Here is a 24,645-nt window from a genome sequence, read left to right on the forward strand (position 1 = left end):
CCTTGAAAATTATTCGATGAGCGCCGCGACCACGGCGGGGATCTGTTGCGGATTCACGATGCGTAACTGTTTATGCCGCCCCAGTTCGCCTTTCTCGATGGTGACGCTGCTTTTCGCCACTTTGAACTGCTTGGCGATAAACTTGATCAAATGGGCGTTGGCTTGGCCGTCGACCGGCGGGGCGGTGATGGCGACTTTCAGTTCGTCGCCATGCAAGCCGATAATTTGGTCACGGCTGGCTTTCGGCTGAATATATAGCCTGATCGCCAGCCCGTCCAGCACCGGAGTGACTGCACTCACAGCAGGAACCAGATCTCGCCGAACAGATCCATGCCCAGGTAGTTGATCAGATAGAGGATCAGGATCACCACCATGGCGGAAAAGTCGATACCGCCCATCGCCGGGATGATGCGACGGATCGGCGCCATCAAGGGTTCGGTCAGCTGGTACATCACGTAGTCGATCGGGCTGCGGCCCTGACTGATCCAGCTCATCAGCGCACGAATGATCATCACCCAGAAGATCAGGTAGCCGGCGGATTTCACCAGCGAGATCAGGCCAAACAGCAGGTTATAGGGGCTGAGCGACATTGCACCGCCCTGGATCAGCAGCAGCAGCGGGTACTTGATGGTCATCAGCAGGAACGCCAGCAGCAGCGAAGCGCTGTCGATAGGCCCCAGCGACGGGATGATGCGGCGCAGCGGGCCGACGATCGGCTGAGTGATCTTCACCACAAACTGCGAGAACGGGTTGTAAAAATCGGTGCGCGTCCATTGCATCCAAATGCGCAGCAACAGCACCATCACGTACAGATCAATAACGGTCTTGACCAGGAAAGTCAGCGTTAGCATGAAGTGGTCCTTCTCCTTAACTCATGGTTATTTAAAATAATTTTTCCATCTCTTGGGCACGAGAAACGGCGGCCTGCATCGCTTGCGCCACGGTTTCCGGCAGTTGGCGTTCGTTGAACACCCGCAGCGCTTCGGCGGTGGTGCCGCCTTTGGAGGTCACCTGCTCGCGCAGCGTGCCTAGCGGCGTATCCGGGTTGGCCTCAACCAGCGCGGCGGCGCCGGAAGCGGCCTGCTGCACCAGATCGCGCGCGGTCTGGCTGTCGAAGCCCATGCGTTCGGCCTCTTTTTGCATCGCCTCCATAAACAGGAAGAAATAGGCCGGGGCGCTGCCCGCGGCGGCGATCACGCCGTTGATGCCATTTTCGTCATCGACCCAGCAAACTTTACCGACCGACGCCATTAAATCGCCGGTGTAGTCGCGATCCTGCCGGCTGACCTGCTCCGGTGCGTACAGCCCGCTCATGCCCTTGCCGACCAGCGACGGGGTGTTGGGCATGATGCGCACGATGTTCAGCTTGTCGCCGAGCAGCTGATAGAAACGGCTGACCTGAATACCGGCGGCGATCGACAGCACCAGCTTGCCTCTGAAATCGACCTGCTCGCGCAGCGGCTGGCAAACGTCGGCCATCAGCTGCGGTTTGACCGCCAGCACTACCACGTCGGCCGCGCGCGCGCAGGCGACGTTGTCGCCGCTGCTGACGATGCCGTAGTCCGCCGCCAGCGCGTCACGGTTTTTCGCCGAAGGGGCGCAGACGCTGATGGATTTGGCTGGATAGCCGCCCGCCACCAGGCCGGCGATGATTGCACGCGCCATGTTGCCGGCGCCGATAAAGGTAATCTTGCGATGTTGCATCAAATCCCTCGTCTGTTTGTCAGGCCTGCGAGTAGTCGCGGGCGCCAAAAATTGCGGTGCCGATGCGCACCAGGGTGCTGCCAGCGGCGATCGCCGCCGCCATGTCGTCCGTCATGCCCATCGACAGCGTATCGGCCTGCGGATAACGCTGACGCAGGGCGAGAAAGGCGTCGTTCATCCGGCTGAATACCGCCAGCTGCCGCTGGTAATCCGCTTCCGGCGCCGGAATGGCCATCAGGCCGCGCAGCGTCAGGTTCGGCAGCGCGGCGATCGCTTCGGCCAACGCCGGCAGATCGGCCAGCGCGATGCCGGATTTACTCTGCTCATCGCTGATGTTGATTTGAATCAGCACGTTGAGTGGCGGCATACCAGCCGGGCGCTGATCGCTCAGGCGCTGGGCGATACGCAGCCGGTCTACGGTATGACACCAGGCGAAGTGTTCCGCCACCAGCCGACTCTTATTGGATTGCAGCGGGCCGATAAAGTGCCACACCAACTCGCCGCTCTGCGGCGACTCGGCGAAATGCCGGATCTTGTCTACCCCTTCCTGCACGTAGTTCTCGCCGAAGGCGCGCTGGCCGGCGGCGATGGCTTCTTCGATCGCCGCCACAGGTTTGGTTTTGCTGACTGCAAGCAGAGCAACTTCTTCTGGCGCCCGCGCGCAGTTTTGCGCGGCGGCCGCGATGCGGTTTCTGACATCCTGCAGGTTCTGTTGGATAGTGCTCATTATTGACCCGGGAGAGTGATATGGATATCGATGAATTCGTGGCCCTTAGTGTAAAGCATAATGCTTCCGATCTGCACCTTTGTGCCGGTCATCCGCCGATGTTGCGCATCGACGGTGAACTGCAGCCGCTGGCGGCGGCGCCAACGCTGACGGCGCAAGGCGTGCAGGCCCTCTGCGACGGATTGCTGAATGCGCAGCAGCGCGAGAGCCTGCGGCGGCTGGGGCAGATCGATCTGGCGCTGCACAGGCCGGGTGGGGAGCGGCTGCGAGCCAACGTTTTTCAGCAACGCGCGGGGATGTCTCTCGCATTGCGGCGCATCGCCGGGCAGGCGCCTTCGCTTGCCGAGCTGGCGGCCCCGGCCATCGTCCCGGCACTGCTGCGGCGCGACGACGGGCTTCTCCTGGTCACCGGCGCCACCGGCAGCGGCAAGTCCACCACGCTGGCGGCGATGATCGACGAGATCAACCGGCACCAGCCGCGGCACATTTTAACGCTGGAGGATCCGATCGAATTCCTGCACCGCAGCCGGCGATCGCTGATTCAACAGCGGGAGATCGGCCGCGACACTCACAGCTTCGATGCGGCGTTGCGCGCCGCGTTGCGCGAAGATCCGGATGTGATCCTGCTGGGCGAGCTGCGCGATGTCGCCACCATTCGGCTGGCGCTCACCGCGGCGGAGACCGGCCATCTGGTGCTGGCGACGCTGCACACCCGCAGCGCGCCGCAGGCGGTGGAACGGCTGGTGGACGTGTTTCCGGCGGAAGAGAAACCCTATGTGCGCGCCCAGCTGGCCGGCAGCCTGCAGGCGGTGATCGCGCAAAAGCTGATTCGGCGGCCCGGCGGCGGGCGAGTGGCGATCTTTGAGGTGCTGACGGCGACGGCGGCGGTCAGCAACCTGATCCGCGAAGGGAAAACCCATCAGTTGGCGAGCGTGTTGCAAACCGGCGCGCAGTCCGGCATGCAAACCTTTGAGCAAGGTTTGCAGCAGCGGATCGACGCCGGCGTGTTGGGGGATTGTGTTGGCGAAGGGGCGGGGAGTTAACCCAGCTGCCGTTCGAACCAGCTTTCGAGGATCACCACCGCAGAGGCGGAATCCACGCTGCCTTTGTCGAGCGCGCGGAAGCCGCCGCGATCGAACAGGTTGGCGCGCGCTTCCACGGTGCTCAGGCGCTCGTCATGCAGATCGATCTGGATGCCGAAGCGGCCGTGCAGGCGGTTGGCGAACTTGCGCGCCTGGGCGGTCACCGGTTGTTCGGTGCCATCCATGTTCAGAGGCAGGCCGACCACCACCAGATCCGGCTGCCACTCCTTCAGCAGCTTTTCGATTTTCAGCCAGTCCGGCGAGCCGTCCTGCGCTTTGAAGGCCGGCAGGGCGCGGGCACTGCCGGTCAACTCCTGGCCGACGGCCGCGCCGATGCTTTTGGTGCCGAAGTCGAAGGCGATAATGGTGCGGTTGCTCATCAGGCGTGTCCTGCGTGGTTGGCGATGCTGCGAATGTCGATACCCAGAAGGTTCCCCGCCTCGCGCCAACGGCTGGCGATCGGCGTGCGGAACAGAATGTCGGTGTTGGCCTCGATGGTCAGCCAGGCGTTCTCCAACACCTCCTGCTCCAGCTGGCCCTTTTCCCAACCTGCATAACCCAACGCCACCAGCACGTCGTCCGGTTGTTCCGGGGTGCCGAGCGTTTCCAGCACGTCTTTCGAGGTGGTGATCATGGTGTTGGGGGAAATTTGAATGCTGGCACCGAAGCCGTGGCGCGGCGTATGCAGGATAAATCCGCGATCGTCCGCCAGCGGGCCGCCAGCGAACACCGGCTTGTCCAGGCTGATGGCCGGATCGCGCGCAGGCGGCATGATCTTCAGCTTGCTCAGTACCGTGGCTACCGTGAACTGCTCCACCGGTTTATTGATCACCAAACCCATGGCGCCTTCTTCGTTGTGCTCGCAGACGTAAATCACCGAGCGCTTGAAGCGAGGATCCTGCAGGGTGGGCATGGCGATCAGAAAATGGTGCTGTAAATTCATGGCGTTAGTATAAGGTAATCAATGGGTGAGAAAATAAACAGCCGCCAGTATGCGGCTATACCCGCCGCCTTTCAAGCCGCGTGCAAAGGCGTGCTTTGGCGGGCGCGATGCAGGATAGCGGGCGGCAGGCCGCCCGCATGGCGCATTACTTCGCCGCCAGGCGCTTTTCAATCGCGTCCATCAGCATGCCGGTAATCGAGATCGGGAATGCCGCCTCAATTTCGCGCGCGCAGGTTGGGCTGGTCACGTTGATTTCGGTCAGGCGATCGCCGATCACGTCCAGGCCGACGAAGATCAGCCCTTTCTCTTTCAGCGTCGGCGCGACAGCGCGGGCGATTTTCCAGTCGCTCTCGCTCAGCGGACGCGCTTCGCCGCGGCCGCCGGCCGCCAGGTTGCCACGGGTTTCGCCCTGCGCCGGAATGCGCGCCAGGCAGTAAGGCACCGGCTCGCCGTCGACGACCAGAATGCGTTTGTCGCCGTCCTTGATCGCCGGCAGGAAGTTCTGCGCCATGCAGAAACGGCTGCCGTGTTCGGTCAGGGTTTCGATGATCACCGACAGGTTAGGATCGTCCTGCTTCACGCGGAAGATAGACGCGCCGCCCATGCCGTCCAGCGGCTTCAGGATGACGTCGCCGTGCTGCTGGTGGAATTTGCGGATGTGCGCGGCGCTGCGGCTGACCAGCGTGTCCGGCGTCAGTTCCGGGAACCAGGCGGTGAACAGCTTCTCGTTGCAGTCGCGCAGGCTTTGCGGCTTGTTGACCACCAGCGTGCCTTTGACTTCGGCGCGCTCCAGAATGTAGGTCGCGTAGATGTATTCGGTATCGAACGGCGGATCCTTGCGCATCAGGATCACGTCCAGATCGTGCAGCGCCAGATCCTGCTCGCTGCCGAAGCTGAACCAGTTCTCCTTGTCTTCCTTCACGCTCAGCAGGCGGGTGCGGGCGCGCCCGTCACCGGCGTGCAGATAGAGATCGTTCATCTCCATGTAGTGCAATTCGTAACCGCGGCGCTGCGCTTCGAGCAGCATGGCGAAGCTGGTGTCTTTCTTGATGTTGATGGAGTCGATAGGGTCCATCACGATGCCGAGCTTAATCATCTTTTCTCCTTTAACCCAGGTCGCCGAAGCGGACCTGCAGAGCGGTAATGGCGGTGAGCGCTGTGGTTTCGGTACGCAGCACGCGTGGCCCCAGCAGAATATCAGTAAATCCGTGGTTGGTGGTCATGGCGATTTCGTCGGCGGACAAACCGCCTTCCGGGCCGATCAGCAGGCGGACGCGGTCTACCGGCTGCGGCAGCGTGTTGATGCTGTGGCTGGCGCGCGGATGCAGGTTGAGCTTCAGGCTGCCGTCCTGCTCGGCGCACCAGGCTTCCAGCGACATCGCCTCGCGGATTTCGGGAATGCGGTTACGGCCGCACTGTTCGCAGGCGGCGATGGCGATCTTTTGCCATTGCTGGATTTTCTTCGCCAGACGCTCGCCGTCCAGTTTGACGCCGCAGCGCTCGGAAAACAGCGGGGTAATGACGTTGACGCCCAGCTCGATGGACTTCTGAATGGTGAACTCCATCTTCTCGCCGCGCGAGATCACTTGGCCCAGATGCAGGTTGAGCGGCGATTCGATGTCATCCAAGCGGCCGTCGCCGAGGCGCACCAGCACGCTCTTTTTGTCCACCCGAACTATCTCGGCGTCGAACACCTGGTTGCTGCCGTCGAACAGCTGCAGCGCCTGGCCGGCGCTCATGCGCAGCACGCGGCCGACGTGGTTGGCGGCGTCCTCGCTCAGGGCGATCTCCGCCCGATTGGTCAACGGCTGCGGATGGTAAATGCGGGGTATGCGCATGGGTAGTCTGATCCTGACGAAACGGCGCCGCGGGTTGGCGGCGCCATGAAAGATAAAGGCTATAGTAGGTTAGCTTTTCCGCTGCTGACAAGCCTGTTGAATATAGGGGTTGTGGTTGCCCTGCACCTTGGCGATACGTGCTTCACGCTGACATTCCCATTGGCTCACCGGATATTGCCGGTTCCACACCTCGAACAGCTGAGTTTGCTGGCGTGACAGCCGCAGCTGGTAGCGATCGCGCATGTAGAAGTAGGTGCGGGCAATGGCGCCGCGGGCGCGGGCGGGCGGCTCCGCCTGTTTATTCTTGAAGTCCACCTTCATCGGGCATTGCCCGTATTGGCCTTCACCGCCGTTCCATTGGCTGTACATGAAGTTATTGCGGTCGCCGTTCACTTCGCCGATCGCCGGCTGCAGGTTGTGCAGATCGGTTTCTATCTGGCGATAGGTGGCGTCTTTGTTGCAGTTCTTGCGCCCGCCGTCCTGCCAGCACTGCAGCTGGTGGCCGAACTGCCAGGCCGGCACCACGTGTTCCCACTCGATGCGCTGCGCGCGTTGGGCGTTTTTACGCACCTGATAGCCACAGCCGGCGAGATCCGGGATGCCCTTCTTGCCTTGCCAGTCGATGCGGCAGCCGCAGTAAAAACTGCCCGGCGCATCCTGGTTAATCTTGGCCGCCGCCGCCTTGGCCTGAGAAAAATTATTGATGCCGTGCGCCTGTACGGCGCCTGCGGCGAAAACCGCCATAAACAAAATTCTGCGAAGCATATTCCAAAACAGCTCAAAATTGGAAAAGCAGGCAGGGTAACGGAACTTGCCGGCAGTGGCAAATGGCGATATTTGCTTGTTTTAACGTATAAATCGTTTAACTAAAGGTTCTCGCTAGCAAGAAATTTCAGTTTCTCGCCGCACCGGCGGCAGCGGTATTCGCTTTCGCCACGCAGCACGCGGTTATGGCGGCGAATGGTGAGCTGGTGCTGTCCGCAGCCGCAGCGGTAGGGGAAGGTTTTGCTTTGCACCGAGGCGGTTTCGAAACGGTGAGTGCGGCTGGCGGGGGTCAGCAGCACGCTTTCCATCATCCAGCGCCATTCGCGGCCGTGCGGCGCCACCCGGCCGAATTGGCGAAACACCAGCAGGTGCGCCAGCTCGTGCGGCACCACTTCATCGATAAACGGCTGTTGGTTTTCCAGCAGCAGCACCGGGTTCAGACGGATTTCCCAGCTTTGCAGCCAGGCGGTGCCCGCGCTGGTGCCGCGTTGCTGATAGACGATGCTGGGTTCGGGGAACTCGACGGCAAAATGCCGGCGTGCCAACTGCAGCTTTTCTCGCAGGCAGCGCATCACCGCTTGTTGCAGCGCGATGGGGATTCTTGGTTTGTTCATTGCGGCCTAGCTTAAGCAATGGCGCGGCGGCTGACAATATGCCCCGGCCTAAATCCGCATCCGACGCTTTCTTGGCGCTGTGCGCCGGTTTTTCGCCACATTGATAAGACGATCGCCGCCGATGGATTGTAATCAATGTGTTAACTGCGGGATAATAAAGCGTGCATGATGAGCCTGTACCCGCAGTTCTCACCGAGCAAGGTTGAAACGCCGCCTGTGGTAATCCCTTACGCAAAGAGCGGTTATTTTGCGATTTGGCGCAATAACTGACTGATTAAAAATACGTAAGGTGGAGGCAGTTTTTTGACAAGGCGCCGAGCCGTGCGCCGCAAGTGTGAATTTAACGCAGCTGATGTTGCAAGTGAGAGATCAATGTCGAATAAACCGTTCCACTATCAAGATCCGTTCCCGCTGAAGAAAGACGATACCGAATACTACCTGCTGAGCCGCGACCACGTTTCCGTGAGCGAATTTGAAGGCCAGGAAATTCTGAAAGTTGCCCCTGAAGCGTTAACCCTGCTTGCCCAGCATGCGTTCCACGACGCCTCGTTCATGCTGCGCCCGGCGCACCAACAGCAGGTGGCCGATATCCTCGACGATCCGGACGCCAGCGAAAACGACAAGTACGTTGCGCTGCAATTTCTGCGTAACTCAGAAATCGCCGCCAAGGGTATTTTACCGACCTGCCAGGACACCGGCACGGCGATCATCGTCGGCAAAAAGGGCCAGCGCGTCTGGACCGGCGGCGGCGATGAAGCGGCGTTGTCGCGCGGGGTGTACAACACCTACATCGAAGAGAACCTGCGCTATTCGCAGAACGCCGCGCTGGATATGTATAAAGAGGTCAATACCGGTAGCAACCTGCCGGCGCAGATCGATCTCTACAGCGTGGACGGCGAAGAGTACAAGTTCCTGTGCATCGCCAAGGGCGGCGGTTCCGCCAACAAAACCTATCTGTATCAGGAAACCAAGGCGCTGCTGTCGCCGGGCAAACTGAAAAACTACCTGGTCGACAAGATGCGCACGTTAGGCACCGCGGCTTGCCCGCCGTACCACGTGGCGTTCGTCATCGGCGGCACCTCGGCGGAAGCGACGCTGAAAACCGTCAAGCTGGCCTCGACCAAGTATTACGATGGCCTGCCGACCGAAGGCAACGAGCATGGCCAGGCGTTCCGCGATCTGGAACTCGAAGCGGAACTGCTGCAAGAAGCGCAGAACCTGGGTCTGGGCGCGCAGTTCGGCGGCAAATACTTCGCGCACGATATCCGCGTGGTGCGCCTGCCGCGCCACGGCGCGTCCTGCCCGGTCGGCATGGGCGTCTCCTGCTCGGCGGACCGCAACATCAAAGGCAAGATCAACCGCGACGGCATCTGGCTGGAAAAACTGGAGCACAATCCGGGTAAATTCATTCCTCAGGAACTGCGTCAGGCCGGGGAAGGCGAGGCGATCAAAGTCGATCTCAACCGCCCGATGGCCGAGATCCTTAAACAGCTGTCGCAGTACCCGGTTTCCACCCGCCTGTCGCTGAGCGGCACCATCATCGTCGGCCGCGATATCGCGCACGCCAAGCTGAAAGAGCGTCTGGATCGCGGTGAAGGCCTGCCGCAGTACGTCAAGGATCACCCGATCTACTACGCCGGCCCGGCCAAAACGCCGGAGGGCTACGCGTCCGGTTCGTTGGGGCCAACCACCGCCGGGCGTATGGACTCTTACGTCGATCTGCTGCAATCCCACGGCGGCAGCATGATCATGCTGGCGAAAGGCAACCGCAGCCAGCAGGTGACGGATGCCTGCCACAAGCACGGCGGCTTCTACCTCGGCAGCATCGGCGGCCCGGCGGCGGTGCTGGCGCAGCAGAGCATCAAGAGCCTGGAGTGCGTGGAGTACCCTGAGCTGGGCATGGAAGCGATCTGGAAAATCGAAGTGGAAGATTTCCCTGCGTTTATCCTGGTGGATGACAAAGGCAATGACTTCTTCCAGAAGATCCAGGCCGGTCAGTGCTCCAGCTGCCTGAAATAATCGTTGCCCCCTTCGCCGCCTGCGGGCGGTGAAGGGGAGTGTGTAAAGTCCTGTAGCTTGCTGGACGTCGAGTTTTAACCTGTATACCCTACGCGGATAGCACTAAAATTCGACTAATGGAATATCGGCAACAGAAGGTTCGGCAAGCACATGGGTACGCAGGAAAGTCATATCAAGGAATTGCTGGTCTGGATTGAAGATAACCTGACCAATCCGCTGTCGTTGGATATCGTTTCCGCCAAGTCAGGCTATACGAAATGGTACCTGCAGCGCATGTTCAAGAAGCAGACCGGATTGTCGTTAGCCTCGTACATCCGCGCTCGCCGCCTCTACCTCGCCGCTTTCGCCTTGCGTTTCACGCAGAAGAGCATTCTCGATATCTCGGTCGAATACCAATTCGATAACCAGCAGACGTTCTCGCGCTGTTTCAAGAAACACTTCGCCGAATCGCCCAGCGTGTATCGCCATGCCCGCAAGCAGGACTTCAGCAATCTGGTGCGTTCGCTGGCGGCCAGCCAGCCCGGCGATATTCAGGTTGAACGCGTCAGCATCGCCCGGGGGCAATACGCCTTTCACGGCAAGCGGTACGCTTATCACCTGGATATCGAGAAGCTGGACAAGTCGCACCTGCCGCAGCGCAGCGCGCTGCGGGGGCAGTTCTACACCTTGTTGGGCGAGCGCCCGACGCAAACCTATTCGTTTACCCAGCTGGTGCCGGACGGCGAGCGGGTCAGGGTCGATTATACCCTGGGCGTGACGACGGAATACCCGCTGCGCGAAGGCGTGGTGCTGGAGCCGCTGCCGGAGATCCACGGCGAGTTTTGCCGTTTTCGCTATTCCGGCAAGCCGGTGGCGCTCAACGACCACATCATTCAGATCTACACGCAGGTATTGCCCGAAATGGGGCTGGCCCGCGGTGACGGGCCGGACATTACGGTGTTCAGCTATTCGCTGAGCGGGAAAGAGGAACTGCATCTGGAGCTGCAGCATCTGGTGCCGGTGGTGCCGCTGCATTGATCCCGTCGGCGGCCGGCAGCCGGTTTTTTTGCTGCACGATCGCCGCCATCACCGCCAGGGCGATCTCCGCCGGGGTTTTGCTGCCCAGCGGCAGGCCGATCGGCGCATGGATGCGTTCCAGCTCCTGCGGCGTGAATTCGGCAATCTGCTGCAAACGCTGGCGCCGCCGCGCGCTGTTTCTGAGCGATCCCATGGCCCCGATGTAAAACGCCGGGGTGTGGATCGCTTCCATCAGCGTCAGGTCGTCCATGCGCGGATCGTGGGTCAGCGCCACGACGGCGGTATTGGCGTGGCATCCCCCCTCTTCAATAAATTTGGCCGGAAACTGGCGCAGCAACGTCACGCCCGGTTTCAGCTCGGCGGCAAAGTTATCCAGCACCTCCGGGCGGCTCTCGCACACCAGCACCTCAAACCCCAGCGCCACGGCGAAATCGGCGCAGTACAGCGCCACGCTGGACAGCCCGGCGATCAGCAGGCGCGGCGCGGCCGCGATGTGCAGGGTGATCTGCTCGAGCCGGCGTTCGACCTGCGTGGCGCTGGTGAAGTGGCTTTGCTCGAGGCTGTGGCAGGCGTTGGGCAGCGTCAGGCGTTTGATCAACGCGTGATGCCCTTCCAGCGCGCCGGCGATGCGTTGCAGGTAAGCGATGCTGTCTTCACCCGCCGGCAGGTATTCGATCAGCACGTCCAGCACGCCGCCGCAGGGCAGCGCCACGTTGGGCGTCATGCCGCCTTCGCCGTAACGGATCACCTGGCTGGCCGCCTGATACTCCCCGGCGGCCACGCGGCGCAAAAAATCCTCCTCAACGCAGCCGCCCGACAGCGAACCGCTGTAGCGGCCGTCGCGGGTCGCCGCCATCAGCGCGCCCGGCGACCGCGGCGAAGAGCCGTAGGTACTGAGCACGGTGCATAACCAGACCGGCTGTTGCTGCAGCCAGCTTATCGCCTGGCTGACCACGGTGACATCAAGATGTTGCATAGGTGAATTTACTCGCTGGCCGGGAGTTGCGATGGAAGATCAATATCCTGCACGACGCCGGGGTGCTCAAGCGGCAGCAGGTGCACTGCCGCGCCTTGCAGCAGTTCACGCGCGCCATTATCGCCGCGCAGTTGGCAAAGTGGTTTGCGCAATAGGGCGGAAAAGCCGACCGGGTGGCCGGGCTGTTGCGCATAGCAGGGGCGCACGATCGCGTGCTGCCGTAAGGCATCCGCCACCTGCCGGAAAACCTCGGCGCCGACGAACGGCATATCGGCCAGGTGGATCAGCCAGCCCTGCCAGTGCGGCGTGGCGGCAACGCCCGCGGCGATCGAGTCGCCGAGGCCCGAACTGGCGAGCAGGGTGACCGGCACCTGATTGGCGGCGCAGGCTGCCAGCACCGGCAGATTATCCGGCCGGGTTACCACCTGTACCGGCAGGCCGGAAGCCAATGCCTGGCGCAGGGTGTGTTCGAACAGCGATCGCCGCTCGCCCGCCGCATCGGCAAATCCGGCGTTCAATTTGTTGCCCTGGCCGCCGGCCTGAATAAAGCGCTCCCCGCGTCCGGCGGCGGTAATGACAATGCCCGTGGTCATGGTTGAAGTCCGCGTTTGCGCAAATTATTTATTAGCCTACAAACTACCTGTGTTTTGTAAATGTTTTTTTGTTGAAAACAACCTGTTAATCATCACATAATTTTAGTTATAAGCATATGCTTATGACGTCTACGGCAAGGTCGTCAGCGTTTGCGCAACAACACCGCGAACAAAAACCAATTACAAGAAAGACGTGAAGGACTTATTTATGAGCAATTTCAACCCGTCGCGGCGCCGCTTTATCAAAAGCGCCGTGATTGCGGGGGTGTCTGTGTATCTCGCGCCCCTGTACAGCCGCGCCTACGCCGCGCTGTTCGAGCAAAAAATCCTCCAGTCACCCAACTGGGATCCGCAGACCAAACGCGTCCGTTTCCGTATCGATGGCCGCGCCAAGGTCATGGGGCAGAAGGTGTTCGCGCGCGATATCCGCGCGGTGGACATGCCGCACTGGCCGCAGAAACAGGCGCACGCCTTCATTCTGCGCGTCACCAAAGCCGACCGGCTGTTCGAAGGGGTCGATCTGTCGCTATTGGGGGACGACCTGCAGCCGGATCGCCTGGTGACGGCGGAAGATCTGGCGCGCGACGGCCTGGCCTTCCCGGCGTTCTACGGTGACGACATGCTGCTGCCGAGCGGCAAAACCCCGGCCTACCTCGGCCAGGCGGTGGCGATCCTGATCTATCACGACTTCGCCCGGTTCCGTTTCGCCAAGGACAAGCTGAAATTCCGTGAAGAGACCATCAAATACGGCGCGGTCACCGGCCCGCTGGAGCGCGATCCCTGGGGCAGCTTCCGCTATGTGCGGGTGGGGGGCGATCAGCCGTTCGACGACGATCGCTTCTCCAGCCTGAAGGACACGCCAATCTTCCCGGTATCGATGAAAAAACACCTGCCGGTGTGGCCGGAAGGGCGCGAGGGCGGCAAGCTGGATCAGGAAGGCATGCGTTATGCGGGCCTGATCGCCGACGAGATGGCCAATCCGCCGGCCGATTGGCTGGTGATGTCGCGCCGCTACACCACGCAGTCGATCGACACCTCGGCGCTGGAGCCGGACAACGCCAACGGCTGGTTCGACGCCGAGACGCAAACGCTGCATCTGGTGGTGCCGACCCAGTCGCCGCAGGAAGTGGCCGACGAGATGCCGCGCATGCTGGCCAAGCGCAATCCGCCGGTGAAACAGCTGATCCTGCACCCGTGCTACACCGTGGGCTACGGTTCGAAAGATCACTACAACTTCCCGTATTACGGCGCGGTGGCGGCGATGTACGGCGACGGCCACCCGGTGCGCCTGGCCAACGACCGCTTCGAGCAGTTCCAGACGGCGCTGAAGCGCCACGCGTTCGATATGAATTACCGCATCGCGGTGGATCGCCAGACCGGCGTCATGCAGTCGTTCCTCGGTGACATGACCGCGGATGGCGGCGGCCGCAGCAACTTTACCCCTTCGGTGGTGATGGTCGGCGCGACCGCCGCCCAGTCTATTTACTACTTCCCGAAAAGCGATCTGTCGTCGGTCGGGCTGGCCTCACGCGCCATCGACGCCGGCTCGGCGCGCGGTTACGGCACGCTGCAGAGCATGGCCGCCACCGAGATGATGGTGGATGAGCTGGCCGCTGAACTGAAGATCGACCCGATCGAATTCCGCCTGCGCAACGTGTTGAAATCCGCCATGAAAAACACCCAGGGGGCGATCCCGGCCGGTGCGATCCGTGCCGATGAAGTGCTGGAGAAGGCGGCGAAGCATGAGATGTGGCTCAAGCGCGCCGAACGCAAGGCCGAGTTTGAGAGCCGCCATCCCGGCAAGCGCTATGGCGTTGGCTTCGGCTGCGTGCAGAAAGACTTCGGCACCGGGGCGGAAACCTCGTTCGCCCGGGTGGAGCTGAGCGAAGACGGCCGCATCACGCTGCATCACAGCGGCGCGGAGATGGGCACCGGCATGTCGACCTCGCAGTCGGTGCTGTGCGCACAGTGGCTGGGCAAACCGGCCGACGAAGCGCATTTCTCGGTCACCGACTGGTCGGTGCTGCCGATGGTCACCAGCGGCGATCCTTACCTGATGTCGCAAGAGGAGCAGGATAAGCTGCAAACCAACCCTAACTGGACGCCGAGCTACTGCTCGCCGTCCAGCGCCAGCAACTCGGCCTATTACTTCTCGCATAGCACCCGCGAAGCGGCGCGCCTGATCTTCGATCGCGGCCTGTGGCCGGCGGCGATGGCGCTGTGGCAGGCCGGCATCGGCGGCGGCCAGGCGGCACCGCTGGTGGTGCGGCGTGAGGATGCGCGTTGGGTCGAAGGCGGCCTGACGGCGGCGGGCATGTCGGTGCTGAGCCTCGAGCTGCTGGCCAAGACGGCCTATCAGATGGGCGGCGTCACCGGCGCGGCGGTGCACGTTTTCAACCGCTGGCAGTGGGCGGAGGCCGATTTCACGCTGAACGGCAAAAGCGAACGCCTGCCGATCGACGGCATGGCGCTGCGCAACGCCGGCGGTGAATTCAAACCGCTGGCGCGCGGGCAAGTCTACTACCCGCCAACCCAGCGCAACAATGCGGCGGTGACCTACTACAGCGCCGTTGGCACGCTGGCGGAAGTGGCGGTGGATATCGCCACCGGCCAGGTGGAATTGCTGAATCACCATTCGATCATGGAGTGCGGCAACCTGATCGTGCCGGAACTGGTTTCCGGCCAGCTGCAGGGCGGGCTGGCGATGGGGATCGGCCATGCGCTGCACGAATATTTACCGCTGTACGAAGACGGCCCGGGCAACGGCACCTGGAACTTCAACCGTTACCACCTGCCGCGCGCCAGCGACGTGGCGGTGTGGAAACAGAGCGGCGACATCCTGCCGGCGCTGTCGGAAACCGATCCGCCGAAAGGCATGGCGGAGGTGGTGATGATCCCGATCGTGGCCGCGCTGGTCAACGCCATCGCCGACGCCACCGGCCACCGTTTCCGTGATTTGCCCGTTCGTGCAGAAAATATTCGTGAGGTATTACAATGAGCATTAAAACCCAGCCGATCTCCCTGACCATCAACGAGAAGCAGTACGGCCCGATCGAGGTGCCGGAAGGCTTGATGATGATCGATTTCCTGCACGAGTACCTTGACCTGACCGGTTCGCGCCTCGGCTGCGGGCAGGGCATTTGCCACGCCTGCGTGGCGATCGTCGATCACCCGAGCGGCACCAGCGAAGAGGTGCGCACCTGTATCACCGGCGCGCATTTCTTCAACGGCAAGAAAGTGCGTACCGTCGAAGGCCACGCCAAGATGGACGAGCAGGGCGAGGTGGTTGAACTGTCGCCGATCCAGCAGGCGTTTCTGGAGCACTACAGCTTCCAGTGCGGCTATTGCACGCCGGGCTTCGTCAATGCCGCTACCATTTTCGTGGAAAAGCTCAAGCGTGAACCTATCGCTCGCGAGCAGCTGGAAAGCGCCATCGAGCAGGCGCTGGACAGCCACATCTGCCGCTGTACCGGCTATGTGCGTTACTACGAAGCGGTGCGCGACGTGGTGCTGAAAACGCCGGGCCTGCTGAAGGAGACGGCGCAATGAAAAAACGTCTCGCAGTATTGATTGTGCTGGTGGCGATCGTGGTGATTGCGCTGCTGTGGTGGCGGGAAAACCGCCGTTACGACGGCCCGGTGCAGCAGGTGAGCGCCGGCGCCGAACAGATCGCCCGCGGCCGCTATCTGGCGCAGGCCGCCGACTGCGCCGCCTGCCATACCGCCAGCGGCGGGGCGCCGTTGGCCGGCGGCTATCCGCTGGAAACGCCGTTCGGCACGATTTACGGCAGCAATCTGACGCCGTCGGCCGACCACGGCATCGGGCGCTGGACCAAGGACGACTTCTTCCTGGCGCTGACGCAGGGCGTGGCGCCGGGCGGGCGACACCTGTACCCGGCGATGCCTTACACCTCGTACAAGGGCATGTCGCGTCAGGATGCCGACGACATCTACGCTTACCTGATGATGCGCCCGGCGGTGGACGTCGCCATTCCGGCCAACGAGATGCCGTTCCCGTTCAACCAGCGCATGGCGCTGATCGGCTGGAACCTGCTGTTCCGCAGCCAGGATCCGCTGCCGGCCAGTTCGCAGGGCAGTTCGCCGCAATGGCAGCGCGGCCGCTATCTGGCTGATGTGCTGGGGCACTGTGGCGAATGCCACACGCCGCGCGGCGCGCTGGGGCAGATGGATCTCGCCAAGCCGATGCAGGGCGGCGATCTCGGCCGCTTCATGGCGCCGGACATTACGCCGCACGGCCTGGCGCAGCGCGGCTGGACGCCGCAGGACGTCAGCCGCTTCCTCAGCACCGGCCTCGCGCCGCAGGGTTCCGCCTTCAGCGAGATGCACATGGTGGTGGATCTCAGCACCCGTCATTTGACGCCGGAAGATCATCAGGCGCTGGCGCTGTATCTGATGGGCGAGCAGCCGCCGGCGGCGGTGCCGGTGAAAATGGGCCAGGGCAGCGATGCCGGGCGCATGGCCTATCTGGAGCAGTGCGCCGGCTGTCACGCGCGTGAAGGCGAGGGCAAACCGCACGTGGCACCGGCGATGCGCGATAATGCCACGCTGCGCCAGGCGGACGGCAAGAACCTGATCGTGTCGGTGCTGGACGGCCTGCCGGCCCAGCAGTTCCCGAACGATGAAAGCATGCAGAGCATGCCGGGCTTCGGCGAGCGGCTGAGCGATGCCGAAGTGGCGGAGCTGGTGAATTACCTGCGCGTGACCTGGGGCGGCTTGCCGGCGGATATCACCGCCGAGCAGGTGAAAGCGCTGCGCAAGTAAGCGGCGTTCAGGCGAAAAAAATGGCCCGCATCTGCGGGCCATTGTATTTATTGTGCGGTCACGGGATTCAACGGCTGGTGACGCCGTCTACGCGTTGGCTGCGCTGTTTGATGGCGTAACCGACGGCCAGGATCGCCACCCATACCGGGATCAGCAGCACCGAGATTTGAATGCCCGGCGTCAGGTACATGATCACCAGGATGCCGGCCATGAACAGCAGGCACAGGTAGTTGCTGAACGGGTACCAGAAGGCTTTGAACTTCGGCACCACGCCTTCGCGGTTTTTGGCGGCGCGGAACTTCAGGTGCGCCAGGCTGATCATCGCCCAGTTGATCACCAGCGCCGATACCACCAACGCCATCAGCAGTTCGAAGGCCCGCCCCGGGATCAGGTAGTTAATCAGCACGCACAGCGCGGTGGCGAGGGCGGAAATGCCGATGGCTACCACCGGCACGCCGCGGCCGTCGACCTTCAGCAGGCTTTTCGGGCCGTTGCCCTGCTGCGCCAGGCCGTACAGCATGCGGCTGTTGCAGTAGACGCAGCTGTTGTACACCGACAGCGCGGCGGTGAGCACCACGATGTTCAGCACGGTCGCCACCAGATTGCTGTTCAGCGCGTGGAAGATCAGCACGAACGGGCTGCCGCCTTCAACCACTTTGCCCCACGGGTACAGCGACAGCAGAATGGCCAGCGAACCGATATAGAAGATCAGGATGCGGTAGATCACCTGATTGGTGGCTTTCGGAATGCTTTTTTGCGGGTTGTCGGCTTCGGCGGCGGTGATGCCGACCAGCTCGAGGCCGCCGAAGGAGAACATGATCACCGCCATCGCCATCACCAGGCCCATGACGCCGTTCGGGAAGAACCCGCCCTGCGCCCACAGGTTGGTGACGGTGGCCTCCGGGCCGCCCATGCCGCTGAACAGCAGGTAGGCGCCGAACACGATCATGCCGATAATCGCCACCACCTTGATGATGGCGAACCAGAACTCCATCTCGCCGTAAACTTTAACGTTGGCCAGGTTGATGGCGTTGATCGCCAGGAAGAACACCGCGGCGGAGACCCAGGTGGGGATCTCCGGCCACCAGTACTGCACGTAGATGCCGACCGCAGTCAGCTCCGCCATCGCCACCAGGACATACAGCACCCAGTAGTTCCAGCCGGAAGCGAAGCCGGCGAAGTTGCCCCAGTATTTGTAGGCGAAGTGGCTGAAGGAACCGGCAACCGGCTCTTCCACCACCATTTCCCCCAGCTGGCGCATGATCAGAAACGCGATGAAGCCGCCGATGGCGTAGCCGAGAAGCACTGACGGGCCGGCCATTTTTATTGTTTGAGCGATACCGAGAAATAACCCGGTGCCGATTGCGCCACCTAAGGCGATGAGCTGAATATGGCGGTTTTTCAGGCCGCGTTTCAGCTGGTCACCATGCTGTTGACCATCCATCAATCTAACCCTCTGTCGTTGCGAATGACCACATGCCTGTAAAGCAGTGGTTACGATGTGTGTTTTGTTTTATTTACGGCGTTATAGCTATTAATTCCACGGCGCCGCTACCGTTTGGCAGAGAATAATGTTATGCGCGTCTGTTTGCACCTGCTTTGTCGTGTGAGTGATTAAGATTGCAGCAGTTTAGGAAACAAAATGCGGGTTGTGTGACGGCGGGGGGGATTCTGTGCATGAAATAAGCAACAAATCACATAATGCGCAAAAATAACGTAGATCCGAGCGGCGGCGCGCGTTCAAATAATGAACGAATCCCCGTTGCGCTGCTCGCCAAATAGCCATTCATTAAAGCGTCATAACCATGCAATAAAACTCGGGCAAAAAGTTTGCACTCTGCCTTGCGTAAGGTTTGGTAAAAGTTAAATCCCCAACCCGGCGCGTAAATGGTAATACCATCACGGCGTTACCGGTTTGCAGCGGGGTTTTCAGCGGGGTGTTAAAATGTGCGGGTAACCTGATTTCGATCAAGGCCCGTATGGACAGGAGGTGAATACTTTGTTACTTTACCGTCACGTTTTTGAAATTGGTATTACCAATTGACTCCGCGCCATTCGCAGAGAAGAATTCACTCATGGCCTACAGCAAAATCCGCCAACCCAAGTTGTCAGATGTTATCGAGCAACAGCTCGAATACCTGATCCTCGAGGGGACACTGCGCCCAGGCGAAAAACTGCCTCCGGAGCGCGAGCTGGCGAAACAATTTGATGTCTCCCGTCCTTCTCTGAGAGAGGCCATTCAGCGCCTGGAAGCGAAAGGGCTGCTCCTGCGCCGTCAGGGCGGCGGCACCTTCGTGCAAACTAATCTGTGGCAGAGCTTCAGCGATCCGCTGGCCGAGCTGCTGGCCGACCATCCCGAATCACAGTTCGATCTGCTGGAAACCCGTCACGCGCTGGAAGGCATTGCCGCCTATTACGCGGCGCTGCGCGGCACCGATGAAGATCTGGCGCGCATCCGCGACTGCCATATCGTGATTCAACAGGCTCAAGACAGCGGCGATCTCGACGCCGAAGCCGATGCGGTCATGCAGTATCAAATCGCCGTGACCGAAGCTGCCCACAACGTTGTGTTACTTCACCTGCTACGCTGCATGGGGCCGATGCTGGAACAGAACGTGCGTCAGAACTTTGAATTGCTCTACTCGCGCCGTGAGATGTTGGCAAAAGTGAGCAGCCACCGCGCCGGAATTTTTGAGGCGATTGTGGCACGCGAGCCGGAAAAGGCCCGTGAAGCCTCGCATCGCCACTTGGCGTTTATCGAGGAAATCTTGCTGGATCTCAGCCGGGAGCATACTCGGCGCGAGAGATCGCTACGGCGTCTCCAGCAACGCAAGGATTAAGAGCTGTCCTCTTCAGGGTACACCAGCCTGCGGGGGTTAAGTTCGAGGTACTTAGTTAAGTACTTAAGCGGCAACTAAACTGATGGGCCTGTCTTCGTGTGTTTTTGCACAGAGCACTGGAAGACAGGCTCCAAACAAACCATTAGACAGATAAGGAATACCACCATGTCAGAACGTTTAAACAATGACGTGGATCCGATCGAAACCCGCGACTGGCTGCAGGCGATCGAATCGGTCATCCGTGAAGAGGGTGTTGAGCGAGCTCAGTTTCTGATTGATCAGGTATTGGGAGAAGCCCGCAAAGGCGGCGTTAACGTTGCGGCCGGTGCTGCAGCGCACAACTACGTCAACACCATCGCGGTAGAAGACGAACCGGCCTACCCAGGCAACCTGGATCTGGAACGCCGCATTCGCTCAGCGATCCGTTGGAACGCGATCATGACCGTTCTGCGCGCATCCAAAAAAGACCTGGAGCTGGGCGGCCACATGGCTTCCTTCCAGTCTTCCGCGACCTTCTATGAAGTCTGCTTTAACCACTTCTTCCGCGCACGCAACGAGAAAGACGGCGGCGACCTGGTGTACTTCCAGGGCCACATCTCTCCGGGCGTTTACGCGCGTGCCTTCCTTGAAGGCCGCCTGACCGAAGAACAAATGAACAACTTCCGTCAGGAAGTGCACGGCAATGGCCTGTCCTCTTACCCGCATCCTAAGCTGATGCCGGAATTCTGGCAGTTCCCGACCGTTTCCATGGGCCTGGGCCCAATCAGCGCCATCTATCAGGCGAAGTTCCTGAAATACCTGGAACATCGCGGCCTGAAAGACACCTCTGAGCAGACCGTTTACGCCTTCCTGGGCGACGGCGAGATGGATGAGCCGGAATCCAAAGGCGCCATCACCATCGCGACCCGAGAGAAGCTGGACAACCTGGTGTTCGTCATCAACTGCAACCTGCAGCGCCTGGACGGCCCGGTCACCGGCAACGGCAAGATCATCAACGAACTGGAAGGCATCTTCTCCGGCGCAGGCTGGCAGGTGCTGAAAGTGATCTGGGGCGGCCGTTGGGACGAACTGCTGCGTAAAGACACCAGCGGTAAACTGGTTCAGCTGATGAACGAGACCCTGGACGGCGACTACCAGACCTTCAAATCCAAAGACGGCGCTTACGTGCGCGAGCACTTCTTCGGCCGTTACCCAGAAACCGCGGCGCTGGTCAAAGACATGACCGACGACGAAATCTGGGCGCTGAACCGTGGTGGTCACGATCCGAAGAAAATCTTCGCTGCACTGAAAAAAGCGCAGGACACCAAAGGCAAACCGACCGTTATCCTGGCCCACACCATCAAAGGTTACGGCATGGGTGAAACCGCGGAAGGTAAAAACATCGCTCACCAGGTGAAGAAAATGAACATGGAAGGGGTTCACCACTTCCGCGATCGTTTCAACGTGCCAGTTGCCGATGCTGACATCGAAAAACTGCCGTACATCACCTTCGAGAAAGATTCCGAAGAGTACAAATACCTGCACGAACGTCGCCAGGCGCTGAAAGGCTACGTGCCGACGCGTCTGCCGGAGTTCACCCAGAAGCTGGAAATGCCGGCGCTGGAAGATTTCAGCTCGCTGCTGGAAGAGCAGAACAAAGAGATCTCCACCACTATCGCCTTCGTGCGTGCCCTGAACGTGATGCTGAAGAACAAGTCGATCAAAGATCGCCTGGTGCCAATCATCGCCGACGAAGCGCGTACCTTCGGTATGGAAGGTCTGTTCCGTCAGATCGGTATCTACAGCCCGAACGGCCAGCAGTACACTCCGCAGGACCGTGAGCAGGTGGCTTACTACAAAGAAGACGAGAAAGGCCAAATCCTGCAGGAAGGCATCAACGAACTGGGTGCAGCCTCTTCCTGGCTGGCCGCAGCGACTTCCTACAGCACCAACGATCTGCCGATGATTCCGTTCTACATCTACTACTCGATGTTCGGTTTCCAACGTATCGGCGACCTGTGCTGGGCAGCGGGCGACCAACAGGCGCGCGGCTTCCTGATCGGCGGCACTTCGGGCCGTACTACCCTGAACGGCGAAGGTCTGCAGCACGAAGATGGCCACAGCCACATTCAGTCTCTGACCATCCCTAACTGCATCTCTTACGATCCGGCTTACGCGTACGAAGTGGCGGTGATCATGCACGACGGTCTGGTGCGCATGTATGGCGACAACCCGGAAAACGTGTACTACTACCTGACCACGCTGAACGAAAACTACCACATGCCTGCGATGCCGCAGGGTGCGGAAGAAGGTATCCGCAAGGGTATCTACAAGCTGGAAACGCTGGAAGGCAGCAAAGGCAAGGTACAGCTGCTGGGCTCCGGTGCCATCCTGCGCCACGTGCGCGAAGCTGCGCAGATCCTGGCGAAGGACTACGGCGTGGGTTCCGACACCTACAGCGTGACCTCGTTCACCGAACTGGCGCGCGACGGCCAGGACTGCGAGCGCTGGAACATGCTGCACCCAACCGAAACGCCACGCGTGCCTTACATCGCTCAGGTGATGAGCGACGCGCCGGCGGTAGCTTCTACCGACTACATGAAACTGTTCGCCGAACAGGTTCGTACTTATGTGCCGGCCAGCGATTATCGCGTACTGGGCACCGACGGCTTCGGTCGTTCGGACAGCCGCGAAAACCTGCGTCACCACTTCGAAGTCGATGCATCCTACGTGGTGGTTGCTGCTCTGGGTGAACTGGCTAAACGCGGTGAGATCGAAGCTTCTGTGGTTGCCGATGCAATCAAGAAATTCGACATCAACCCGGAAAAAGTTAACCCGCGTCTGGCCTAAGAGGTACTGAATAATGTCTATCGAAATCAACGTACCGGACATCGGTGCAGATGAAGTCGAAATCACCGAGATTCTGGTGAAGGTCGGCGATAAAGTTGAAGCGGAACAATCGCTGATCACCGTGGAAGGCGACAAGGCTTCCATGGAAGTGCCCTCCCCGCAGGCGGGCGTGGTGAAAGAGATCAAAGTGGCGGTCGGCGATAAAACCGAAACCGGCAAACTGATCATGATCTTCGAAGCGGCAGGCGCAGCGGAAGCTGCACCGGCGGCGAAAGCGGAAGAAAAACCGGCGGCAGCAGCAGCTGCCCCGGCCGCCGCTGCGGCCAAAGACGTTGCCGTGCCGGACATCGGCGCTGACGAAGTCGAAGTGACCGAGATCCTGGTGAAAGTGGGCGACAAGGTGGAAGCCGAGCAGTCCCTGATCACCGTTGAAGGCGACAAGGCTTCCATGGAAGTCCCTGCGCCGTTCGCGGGCACCGTGAAAGAGATCAAGATCGCGACCGGCGACAAAGTGAAAACCGGTTCCCTGATCATGGTGTTCGAAGTGGCCGGCGCCGTTTCCGCTGCGGCCCCGGCTGCGGCGCAAGCCCCTGCCGCCGCTGCAGCACCTGCGGCCTCTGCGGCCAAAGACGTCGCCGTGCCGGATATCGGCGGTGACGAAGTCGAAGTGACCGAAGTGATGGTTAAGGTGGGCGACAAGGTTGCCGCCGAGCAGTCTCTGATCACCGTGGAAGGCGACAAGGCCTCTATGGAAGTGCCTGCACCGTTCGCGGGTACCGTGAAAGAGATCAAGATCGCGACCGGCGACAAAGTGAAAACCGGCTCCCTGATCATGGTGTTCGAAGTGGAAGGCGCTGCGCCTGCCGCTGCCGCCGCTCCAGCCGCTAAAGCGGAAGCTGCGCCGGCTCCGGCCGCCGCTAAAGCCGCCGCTCCGGCTGCGAAAGCTGACGACAAAGGCGAGTTCGCCGAGAACGCGGCATACGTGCACGCGACCCCGGTCATTCGTCGTCTGGCGCGTGAATTCGGCGTTAACCTGGCGAAAGTGAAGGGCACCGGTCGTAAAGGCCGTATCCTGCGCGAAGACGTTCAGACTTACGTGAAAGACGCAGTGAAACGCGCTGAAGCGGCTCCGGCTGCTGCCGGCGGCGGTCTGCCAGGCATGCTGCCATGGCCGAAAGTGGACTTCAGCAAGTTCGGCGAGATCGAAGAAGTCGAAATGGGCCGCATCCAGAAGATCTCTGGCGCGAACCTGAGCCGCAACTGGGTGATGATCCCGCATGTGACTCACTTCGACAAAACCGACATCACCGATCTGGAAGCGTTTCGCAAACAGCAGAACGAAGAAGCGGCCAAGCGCAAGCTGGACGTGAAGTTCACGCCTGTCGTGTTCATCATGAAAGCCGTTGCTGCCGCTCTGGAGCAGATGCCGCGCTTCAACAGCTCGCTGTCCGAAGACGGTCAGAAGCTGACGCTGAAGAAATACATCAACATCGGCGTGGCGGTAGATACCCCGAACGGCCTGGTGGTTCCGGTGTTCAAGGACGTGAACAAGAAGAGCATCACCGAGCTGTCTCGCGAACTGATGGCCATCTCCAAGAAAGCGCGCGACGGCAAGCTGACCGCGGGCGAGATGCAGGGCGGCTGCTTCACCATCTCCAGCCTGGGCGGCATCGGGACGACCCACTTCGCGCCGATCGTCAACGCGCCGGAAGTGGCTATCCTGGGCGTCTCCAAGTCTGCGATGGAGCCGGTCTGGAACGGTAAAGAGTTCATGCCGCGCCTGATGATGCCGATGTCGCTGTCCTTCGACCACCGCGTTATCGACGGTGCCGATGGTGCGCGCTTCATCACCATCATCAACAACATGTTGTCCGACATTCGCCGTCTGGTGATGTAATGCAAAAGGGGCGCAGCATG

At 60.8% G+C, this 24,645-nt stretch carries 22 protein-coding genes; 9 read left to right on the plus strand and 13 right to left on the minus strand.

What is annotated here, in order from left to right; genetic code table 11:
• Positions 1 to 9: 9 nt before the first annotated feature.
• The 4 genes from yggU to AC4PR2_RS19620 are packed head-to-tail and all read right to left on the minus strand — an operon-like array spanning position 10 to position 2,431.
• On the minus strand, positions 10 to 300 hold the full coding sequence (yggU, locus tag AC4PR2_RS19605; protein WP_033649585.1) for a DUF167 family protein YggU: 291 nt from the start codon (positions 298 to 300) through the stop codon (positions 10 to 12).
• The gene (locus AC4PR2_RS19610) at positions 297 to 851 is read right to left on the minus strand and encodes a YggT family protein (RefSeq protein WP_084827144.1); all 555 of its coding nucleotides are present in this window, start codon (positions 849 to 851) and stop codon (positions 297 to 299) included. The genes yggU and AC4PR2_RS19610 overlap by 4 nt, the downstream gene beginning before the upstream one ends.
• A 31-nt stretch (positions 852 to 882) precedes the next feature.
• A complete protein-coding gene (gene proC, locus AC4PR2_RS19615; RefSeq protein WP_060422650.1) occupies positions 883 to 1,704 on the minus strand; it encodes a pyrroline-5-carboxylate reductase in 822 nt (273 codons plus the stop codon).
• 19 nt (positions 1,705 to 1,723) lie between these two features.
• Positions 1,724 to 2,431, minus strand: a complete 708-nt coding sequence (locus AC4PR2_RS19620) for a YggS family pyridoxal phosphate-dependent enzyme (RefSeq protein WP_102985233.1) — start codon at positions 2,429 to 2,431, stop codon at positions 1,724 to 1,726.
• 20 nt (positions 2,432 to 2,451) lie between these two features.
• Between AC4PR2_RS19620 and AC4PR2_RS19625 the strand changes: the two genes are divergently transcribed.
• Entirely contained in the window at positions 2,452 to 3,474 is a 1,023-nt protein-coding gene (locus tag AC4PR2_RS19625) for a PilT/PilU family type 4a pilus ATPase (protein WP_197786756.1), read from the plus strand.
• Here AC4PR2_RS19625 and ruvX read toward each other — a convergent pair.
• From ruvX to AC4PR2_RS19655, 6 genes are all read right to left on the minus strand, one after another.
• Complete coding sequence (ruvX, locus tag AC4PR2_RS19630; protein ID WP_015379046.1) at positions 3,471 to 3,893, minus strand: Holliday junction resolvase RuvX; 423 nt, start codon at positions 3,891 to 3,893, stop codon at positions 3,471 to 3,473. The two genes, AC4PR2_RS19625 and ruvX, sit on opposite strands and share 4 nt — an antisense overlap.
• A complete protein-coding gene (locus AC4PR2_RS19635) occupies positions 3,893 to 4,456 on the minus strand; it encodes a YqgE/AlgH family protein (RefSeq protein ID WP_033635940.1) in 564 nt (187 codons plus the stop codon). The genes ruvX and AC4PR2_RS19635 overlap by 1 nt, the downstream gene beginning before the upstream one ends.
• Positions 4,457 to 4,601: 145 nt before the next feature.
• On the minus strand, positions 4,602 to 5,552 hold the full coding sequence (gshB, locus tag AC4PR2_RS19640) for a glutathione synthase (RefSeq protein ID WP_047729854.1): 951 nt from the start codon (positions 5,550 to 5,552) through the stop codon (positions 4,602 to 4,604).
• A 10-nt stretch (positions 5,553 to 5,562) separates the two neighbouring features.
• Positions 5,563 to 6,294: a 16S rRNA (uracil(1498)-N(3))-methyltransferase gene (rsmE, locus tag AC4PR2_RS19645; protein ID WP_346420402.1), complete on the minus strand. Its 732-nt coding sequence runs from the start codon at positions 6,292 to 6,294 to the stop codon at positions 5,563 to 5,565.
• Between the two features lie 69 nt (positions 6,295 to 6,363).
• The gene (endA, locus tag AC4PR2_RS19650; protein ID WP_038879275.1) at positions 6,364 to 7,059 is read right to left on the minus strand and encodes a deoxyribonuclease I; all 696 of its coding nucleotides are present in this window, start codon (positions 7,057 to 7,059) and stop codon (positions 6,364 to 6,366) included.
• Between the two features lie 101 nt (positions 7,060 to 7,160).
• The gene (locus AC4PR2_RS19655; protein ID WP_016930082.1) at positions 7,161 to 7,673 is read right to left on the minus strand and encodes a SprT family zinc-dependent metalloprotease; all 513 of its coding nucleotides are present in this window, start codon (positions 7,671 to 7,673) and stop codon (positions 7,161 to 7,163) included.
• Between the two features lie 372 nt (positions 7,674 to 8,045).
• Between AC4PR2_RS19655 and fumA the strand changes: the two genes are divergently transcribed.
• Together fumA and AC4PR2_RS19665 are read left to right on the plus strand one after the other, a co-directional pair.
• Complete coding sequence (fumA, locus tag AC4PR2_RS19660; RefSeq protein ID WP_033635936.1) at positions 8,046 to 9,692, plus strand: class I fumarate hydratase FumA; 1,647 nt, start codon at positions 8,046 to 8,048, stop codon at positions 9,690 to 9,692.
• 150 nt (positions 9,693 to 9,842) lie between these two features.
• Positions 9,843 to 10,709, plus strand: coding sequence for a helix-turn-helix domain-containing protein (locus AC4PR2_RS19665; protein WP_048234664.1), 867 nt, complete (start codon positions 9,843 to 9,845; stop codon positions 10,707 to 10,709).
• Here the strand turns inward: AC4PR2_RS19665 and AC4PR2_RS19670 are convergent.
• Positions 10,633 to 11,685, minus strand: a complete 1,053-nt coding sequence (locus tag AC4PR2_RS19670; protein WP_060441037.1) for an XdhC family protein — start codon at positions 11,683 to 11,685, stop codon at positions 10,633 to 10,635. The two genes, AC4PR2_RS19665 and AC4PR2_RS19670, sit on opposite strands and share 77 nt — an antisense overlap.
• An 8-nt stretch (positions 11,686 to 11,693) precedes the next feature.
• A complete protein-coding gene (locus AC4PR2_RS19675) occupies positions 11,694 to 12,278 on the minus strand; it encodes a nucleotidyltransferase family protein (RefSeq protein ID WP_197767454.1) in 585 nt (194 codons plus the stop codon).
• Positions 12,279 to 12,486: 208 nt separating this feature from the next.
• Between AC4PR2_RS19675 and AC4PR2_RS19680 the strand changes: the two genes are divergently transcribed.
• From AC4PR2_RS19680 to AC4PR2_RS19690, 3 genes are read left to right on the plus strand one after another with little or no spacing between them, the layout of a single operon-like run.
• Positions 12,487 to 15,276 (plus strand): xanthine dehydrogenase family protein molybdopterin-binding subunit, encoded by a 2,790-nt coding sequence (locus AC4PR2_RS19680; RefSeq protein WP_337046947.1) that lies wholly within the window; start codon positions 12,487 to 12,489, stop codon positions 15,274 to 15,276.
• Positions 15,273 to 15,827 carry a (2Fe-2S)-binding protein gene (locus tag AC4PR2_RS19685; RefSeq protein ID WP_060441040.1) on the plus strand — a complete coding sequence of 185 codons (555 nt, stop codon included), beginning with the start codon at positions 15,273 to 15,275 and terminating at the stop codon, positions 15,825 to 15,827. The genes AC4PR2_RS19680 and AC4PR2_RS19685 overlap by 4 nt, the downstream gene beginning before the upstream one ends.
• Entirely contained in the window at positions 15,824 to 17,059 is a 1,236-nt protein-coding gene (locus tag AC4PR2_RS19690; protein WP_443014597.1) for a c-type cytochrome, read from the plus strand. The genes AC4PR2_RS19685 and AC4PR2_RS19690 overlap by 4 nt, the downstream gene beginning before the upstream one ends.
• A gap of 67 nt (positions 17,060 to 17,126) precedes the next feature.
• Here AC4PR2_RS19690 and AC4PR2_RS19695 read toward each other — a convergent pair whose 3' ends face one another.
• Positions 17,127 to 18,503: an amino acid permease gene (locus AC4PR2_RS19695; protein ID WP_004937488.1), complete on the minus strand. Its 1,377-nt coding sequence runs from the start codon at positions 18,501 to 18,503 to the stop codon at positions 17,127 to 17,129.
• Positions 18,504 to 19,134: 631 nt separating this feature from the next.
• Between AC4PR2_RS19695 and pdhR the strand changes: the two genes are divergently transcribed.
• The 3 genes from pdhR (at position 19,135) to aceF (ending at position 24,625) form a co-directional block, all read left to right on the plus strand.
• The gene (gene pdhR / locus AC4PR2_RS19700) at positions 19,135 to 19,899 is read left to right on the plus strand and encodes a pyruvate dehydrogenase complex transcriptional repressor PdhR (RefSeq protein WP_004937490.1); all 765 of its coding nucleotides are present in this window, start codon (positions 19,135 to 19,137) and stop codon (positions 19,897 to 19,899) included.
• A 165-nt stretch (positions 19,900 to 20,064) separates the two neighbouring features.
• Complete coding sequence (gene aceE, locus AC4PR2_RS19705; protein WP_004937495.1) at positions 20,065 to 22,728, plus strand: pyruvate dehydrogenase (acetyl-transferring), homodimeric type; 2,664 nt, start codon at positions 20,065 to 20,067, stop codon at positions 22,726 to 22,728.
• 13 nt (positions 22,729 to 22,741) lie between these two features.
• Positions 22,742 to 24,625, plus strand: a complete 1,884-nt coding sequence (aceF, locus tag AC4PR2_RS19710) for a pyruvate dehydrogenase complex dihydrolipoyllysine-residue acetyltransferase (protein ID WP_164268619.1) — start codon at positions 22,742 to 22,744, stop codon at positions 24,623 to 24,625.
• Positions 24,626 to 24,645: the final 20 nt, after the last annotated feature.

Source organism: Serratia sp. A07 (genome assembly GCF_058725505.1).

Excerpts from the sequence above, each read along its gene's own strand:
- fumA (WP_033635936.1), top strand. The coding sequence starts at position 8,046 with ATGTCGAATAAACCGTTCCACTATCAAGATCCGTTCCCGCTGAAGAAA.
- ruvX (WP_015379046.1), bottom strand. The coding sequence starts at position 3,893 with ATGAGCAACCGCACCATTATCGCCTTCGACTTCGGCACCAAAAGCATC.
- AC4PR2_RS19665 (WP_048234664.1), top strand. The coding sequence starts at position 9,843 with ATGGGTACGCAGGAAAGTCATATCAAGGAATTGCTGGTCTGGATTGAA.
- AC4PR2_RS19685 (WP_060441040.1), top strand. The coding sequence starts at position 15,273 with ATGAGCATTAAAACCCAGCCGATCTCCCTGACCATCAACGAGAAGCAG.
- AC4PR2_RS19625 (WP_197786756.1), top strand. The coding sequence starts at position 2,452 with ATGGATATCGATGAATTCGTGGCCCTTAGTGTAAAGCATAATGCTTCC.
- pdhR (WP_004937490.1), top strand. The coding sequence starts at position 19,135 with ATGGCCTACAGCAAAATCCGCCAACCCAAGTTGTCAGATGTTATCGAG.
- rsmE (WP_346420402.1), bottom strand. The coding sequence starts at position 6,294 with ATGCGCATACCCCGCATTTACCATCCGCAGCCGTTGACCAATCGGGCG.
- aceE (WP_004937495.1), top strand. The coding sequence starts at position 20,065 with ATGTCAGAACGTTTAAACAATGACGTGGATCCGATCGAAACCCGCGAC.
- aceF (WP_164268619.1), top strand. The coding sequence starts at position 22,742 with ATGTCTATCGAAATCAACGTACCGGACATCGGTGCAGATGAAGTCGAA.
- AC4PR2_RS19620 (WP_102985233.1), bottom strand. The coding sequence starts at position 2,431 with ATGAGCACTATCCAACAGAACCTGCAGGATGTCAGAAACCGCATCGCG.
- AC4PR2_RS19680 (WP_337046947.1), top strand. The coding sequence starts at position 12,487 with ATGAGCAATTTCAACCCGTCGCGGCGCCGCTTTATCAAAAGCGCCGTG.
- gshB (WP_047729854.1), bottom strand. The coding sequence starts at position 5,552 with ATGATTAAGCTCGGCATCGTGATGGACCCTATCGACTCCATCAACATC.
- AC4PR2_RS19635 (WP_033635940.1), bottom strand. The coding sequence starts at position 4,456 with ATGAATTTACAGCACCATTTTCTGATCGCCATGCCCACCCTGCAGGAT.
- AC4PR2_RS19675 (WP_197767454.1), bottom strand. The coding sequence starts at position 12,278 with ATGACCACGGGCATTGTCATTACCGCCGCCGGACGCGGGGAGCGCTTT.
- endA (WP_038879275.1), bottom strand. The coding sequence starts at position 7,059 with ATGCTTCGCAGAATTTTGTTTATGGCGGTTTTCGCCGCAGGCGCCGTA.
- AC4PR2_RS19655 (WP_016930082.1), bottom strand. The coding sequence starts at position 7,673 with ATGAACAAACCAAGAATCCCCATCGCGCTGCAACAAGCGGTGATGCGC.
- AC4PR2_RS19695 (WP_004937488.1), bottom strand. The coding sequence starts at position 18,503 with ATGGATGGTCAACAGCATGGTGACCAGCTGAAACGCGGCCTGAAAAAC.
- AC4PR2_RS19690 (WP_443014597.1), top strand. The coding sequence starts at position 15,824 with ATGAAAAAACGTCTCGCAGTATTGATTGTGCTGGTGGCGATCGTGGTG.
- AC4PR2_RS19610 (WP_084827144.1), bottom strand. The coding sequence starts at position 851 with ATGCTAACGCTGACTTTCCTGGTCAAGACCGTTATTGATCTGTACGTG.
- AC4PR2_RS19670 (WP_060441037.1), bottom strand. The coding sequence starts at position 11,685 with ATGCAACATCTTGATGTCACCGTGGTCAGCCAGGCGATAAGCTGGCTG.
- proC (WP_060422650.1), bottom strand. The coding sequence starts at position 1,704 with ATGCAACATCGCAAGATTACCTTTATCGGCGCCGGCAACATGGCGCGT.